At 40.0% G+C, this 4,348-nt stretch carries 6 protein-coding genes; 1 reads left to right on the top strand and 5 read right to left on the bottom strand.

Features of this window, described 5'->3' with window-relative positions; translation table 11 throughout:
* Nucleotides 1-243 precede the first annotated feature (243 nt).
* The 5 genes from KIO97_RS22220 to KIO97_RS22195 form a co-directional block, all read right to left on the bottom strand.
* Complete coding sequence (locus KIO97_RS22220) at nt 244-567, bottom strand: DUF6572 domain-containing protein (RefSeq protein WP_077200549.1); 324 nt, start codon at nt 565-567, stop codon at nt 244-246.
* 134 nt (nt 568-701) lie between these two features.
* On the bottom strand, nt 702-1,481 hold the full coding sequence (locus KIO97_RS22210; RefSeq protein WP_285383974.1) for a hypothetical protein: 780 nt from the start codon (nt 1,479-1,481) through the stop codon (nt 702-704).
* Nucleotides 1,482-1,621: 140 nt separating this feature from the next.
* On the bottom strand, nt 1,622-2,239 hold the full coding sequence (locus KIO97_RS22205) for a LysE family translocator (protein WP_373417334.1): 618 nt from the start codon (nt 2,237-2,239) through the stop codon (nt 1,622-1,624).
* Between the two features lie 143 nt (nt 2,240-2,382).
* Entirely contained in the window at nt 2,383-2,796 is a 414-nt protein-coding gene (locus tag KIO97_RS22200) for a DUF1090 domain-containing protein (protein ID WP_285383973.1), read from the bottom strand.
* 778 nt (nt 2,797-3,574) lie between these two features.
* Nucleotides 3,575-4,102, bottom strand: coding sequence for a GNAT family N-acetyltransferase (locus KIO97_RS22195; RefSeq protein ID WP_285383972.1), 528 nt, complete (start codon nt 4,100-4,102; stop codon nt 3,575-3,577).
* Nucleotides 4,103-4,235: 133 nt separating this feature from the next.
* Between KIO97_RS22195 and KIO97_RS22185 the strand changes: the two genes are divergently transcribed.
* Nucleotides 4,236-4,348, top strand: a 113-nt coding sequence (locus tag KIO97_RS22185; protein WP_285383975.1) for a YaeP family protein, incomplete at its 3' end; no start/stop codon positions are given.

Raw genomic sequence — 4,348 nt, 5'->3', positions numbered from 1 at the left:
AAACTTAAGTCCAAAGAAGCCTGTAGACATCTCTAGACCAACAACTATTACGGCTGCTATTACATTCGCAACCGATACAAATCGAACTAAACCAAGCATTTATACTCCATTTCTTACCTAGCTATATAACGCCCTGTTAAGGTGTGAGCAACTCAATACCGAAGCCGCCGCATACTACCTTAAACACTAAAGACAACGCATGGTAAAAATGCCACGCGTTGCGAATCACTCTTAAACAGATTGTTAGTTGTAATCCCTCACGTCGTGCGTAAGACTAAAGCCCGCTTCACGTACTAATTTTGATGCCAATAAAATGAATTCTTTAGCTTCATTGTTAGGTTGGTATTTTGAAACGACCTGAATTTCAAATAGCTTGTTCTTTGCCAACGGGTATTGATCAAACACTTCACCAGACTCAATAAATGACAAGTAAAGGTTTAGCTTTTCTTGGAGCAACAGGAGCTTTTCATTTTGGTCATCCCACCCTAAATGATCGGATATAACTAAAGTTACTTTTTCTTCGTCATGCGCAATGATGTCTACTTTATCTAGTTGCTCAATTGTCACGTCTTCTCCATTACAACTAACGCCCTGTTAAGGGGTGAGCAACGCAATACCGAAGCCGCCGCATACCACCTTAAACACATAAATCAACGCATAGTGAAAACGCCACGCGTTGCGAATCCCTCTTGAACAGTTTGTTAGGCTTTGATTTCACTTGCATTCGAAAGCTCTTCAGCTTGTCTAGTGATTTGAGCTGCTTTTTTTAGAGTTTCACTGTCAGCTTCCGTACCATCGAGCATCAATTTAAAAGAGACAAGTAAACTTTGTTCTAGCTCTTCTAATAGATAATGAAAGCCTGCTGCGCCATATTTATCAATATATTCACTTTGATGCGGTAACGCAGTTTTAATTAATTTTGTGACATGAACATGATCAATAACACTATCTAGCTTGATACCTTTCTTCAACAACTGCATTCGAATAGCTGCATGCATTACAATTGACTCATATGCAGAAAAATATGCCCATACAAGAGGAGATATAAACGGTCGCTCTTTCAATGCTTGCCTTTGCGGTAAATCTGATAATTCAACAGGACTGATCATTTCAAACATTTCTCGAACTTTTTGATCTTTTTCCGCTAATGTCGAGACTTCATCATAAGGTATATTTGACAAAGTAGCTGATATTCCTTTTGCAGGAGCTAAAGCTAAAACACTATCCCATATACCTTCAATCGCTTGAAGTTGACGAGCGTAAAGTATTTTTTGCCTTTCAGAAAGGTTTGCTAGAGTTCCAGAACGAATAGATTCAATTTCTAATTGCTTTCGCTCTAGATCTGATTTTATCTTCGCTAATTTAGAGTCATATTCATGTTTTACTGAATTGGTTAACCGCGTCATTAACCAGTTTCTACAAAGGAATACTAGTATTGCAGTTAACCCTGTTGTACTTAAAGCAGGTATCCAATTTTCCACATTATCTCCTAAAAGCCTAACGCCCTGTTAAGGTGTGAGCAACGCAATACCGATGCTTCCGCATACCACCTTAAACACTTAAAACAACGCATAGTAAAAATGCCACGCGTTGCGAATCACTCTTAAACAGTTTGTTAGTTTTATTGCTGGCGACTCAGTAACAAGCTTGCTCCAGACATAGCCAAAAAAGTTGCACAACCTCTATTGAAGCACTTTGCCATTTTCGGCTTCGTAAACCATTGCCTTAAGTAAATTCCAAATATCGCATAAATCGATATTGCACCCATTTCTAAAATGAGGAACGTAGCCCCTAAAGCAAAGAACTGTTCATTTACACTCGCTGAAACATCGACGAACTGTGGTAGAAAAGCGGTAAAGATTAAGGTCGCCTTTGGATTACCGGCGGCTAGCAAAAATTCTTGTTTAGCCAAACCTAATCGGTTGCGAGTATTTTCTAGTTCAGAAACAGGACTTGCTTCCGAACGCCAAAGATTAAAGGCAATCCACAACAAGTAAGCCGCGCCCACAATTTTAATCGTTAGAAATAGAGTCTCAGAAGCATAGAGCACGACTGCTAAGCCAGAAGCAGCCAAGGCAATCATTACAGCGAATGCAGCAATACGACCAAGCCCAGCAATAAAAGCGGACTTGAAACCGTAGCAGCGAGCATTGTTCATGGACAATAGGTTGTTTGGACCAGGAGTCATATTGAGCGCAAAACACGCAGGTATAAAGAACAATAACTTCCAGATTTCCACAATATTTCCTCCATAAAACTAACGCCGCATTAAGTGGTGAGCAACGCGACCACTGAACTTAAAGTATTGTGCCGTAAACACTTAAACTGAAGCAAACCGAAAATGCCGAGCGTTGGGAATCCGTCTTAAATGCTTTGTTAGCTTTATTTTAAAGTGTTCAACTCTTCTATTAGCTGACTAAGCTTTTGCTTTTCTTCTGCAATCTTATCTACATACTTCTTAACTTTGTCTGACTTATTGTCGTTTTGAGCCTCAAGTAAATCAGCTTCGTATTCTCTTATTTCCTCTTTAACTTCGGATATTTCAGAAGTTAGGTCTTCAACAAGTGATTCATTCGTACATGTTGACTTTGACTGATTCAAAGCGATTTTGAGCCCTTCCACTTTAGCTTGGTTATCTTTACTGCTGGCAATTACAATTTGCTGTTCTATTTCGCAAAACTTCCTTTCACAGCCGACATATTTCCCGCATTCAAGTGTAGATGCAGAAGCTAGTTGTAAGCTTCCAGCAAGAAAGCCTGACAGAACCAAAGATAATCTAGTAAATCCATTTTTCATGTTGTATCTCCTATTGTTTGATGTATGAAGCTAACGCCCTGCTAAGGGGTGAGCAACGCAATACCGAAGCCGCCGCATACCACCTTAATCACTTAAACCAACGCATAGTAAAAATGCCACGCGTTGCGAATCCCTCTTGAGCAGTTTGTTAGTTTGCAAACCCAAAGCGTTGATTTTACGTTATTTTAAGCTTTGAAAACAATAAGCCTTATGTGTTTGGATGCACTTAAGTCAGGCGTAGTCTCAAAGCGGCTACTCAATGAAACCACGTGGAACAAACAACGCCGCAGAAAACGAACTCACAACACCAAAAAGCGCTTTTGGAAAACCAATCTCACAATACGGACTTTCAACAAAGCCACTGAAACCACATGAACTTACCACACCATAGAAAACGCCATTTCAGCGAGTAGATCGGCTTTTGCACCAACAAACTCAACGAGCAGAGTTTCAGCAAAAAAAGTACAGCTTGGTTAACCCATAACTCGCCGCACCAAAGAACAAATCAACCATTGACACGATGCCAATTTTGGATTTTTACCACGCAAGTTAACACTGAAATTGAACACTGATATGGCTATTTAGACTTTCAGCTTTTACCACTAGATCTTGCGATATAGCTGCGTTTTTCCTCTTGCAAACTAACGCCCAATTAAGGTGTGAGTAACGCTACCACGAAACTCAACCATGCCACCGTAAACACTGTACTCAAATTAGAACCAAAAGTCCCAAGCGTTAGGAATCACTCTTAAATTGTTTGTTAGGTTTTGGCTTAAAATTAACGACTTAACCCATAAACTGCATGGTCAACAACTCGGCCATTTAAATTTTCAGCACGGGTTATGACACCCTCTAGTTTGAGCCCAAGCCTCTCACAAACACTGCGACTTGCTTGATTATCTACTGCTGCTGATATTTGAACTTTCTGCATATTCAATTCAGTGAAAGCATAATCAATAAGCTTTGTTAGTGATTTGCTTACAATACCTTTGCCTTGTAAATCATGGCGTAACCAATAGCCAATTTCTACTTTTTGTAAGTCGTGATTGATCGTATTGAAGCTGATATTTCCTGCTACTTCATTTTGATAGATCATTGCACAAACTAATGATTTACCGTCGGCATAGTCGTGTAATGATTTTTTGATAAAGCTCAGGAAAAACTCTTCATTTTCCGCATGAGGAGGCCAAGCTAACCATTCACTTAAATAGTCACGCTGATTTGAGACAATTTCGAGATATTTTGACGCGAATTTAGGCTCAACGAGGGCGAGCTCTAACCCCTTTTCAACTTCCACTGTAAACATGATTTTCCTCTTAGAAACCTAACGCCTTGTTAAGGTGTGAGGCACGCAATACCGAAGCCTCCGCATTCCACCTTAACCACTAAAACTAACGCATAGTAAAAATGCCACGCGTGCCGAATCACTCTTGAACAATTTGTTAGGCGAATTACTTAAAGTTCGTGAGCTTTACGCTCAAATCGGTAGTGGCGATCAAGCTTACGTGCCTCAAGCAATCTCGTGTGCCGTAAGAGCACTGAATGACGTTGC

Origin of the sequence: Vibrio sp. B181a, from assembly GCF_030248375.1 — a bacterium.
GTDB lineage: Bacteria > Pseudomonadota > Gammaproteobacteria > Enterobacterales > Vibrionaceae > Vibrio > Vibrio campbellii.
This window is presented reverse-complemented; position numbering and strand designations above follow the sequence as displayed.

Coding starts and splice junctions, on each gene's coding strand:
- KIO97_RS22200 (WP_285383973.1), bottom strand. CDS start 2,796: ATGAAAAATGGATTTACTAGATTATCTTTGGTTCTGTCAGGCTTTCTT.
- KIO97_RS22195 (WP_285383972.1), bottom strand. CDS start 4,102: ATGTTTACAGTGGAAGTTGAAAAGGGGTTAGAGCTCGCCCTCGTTGAG.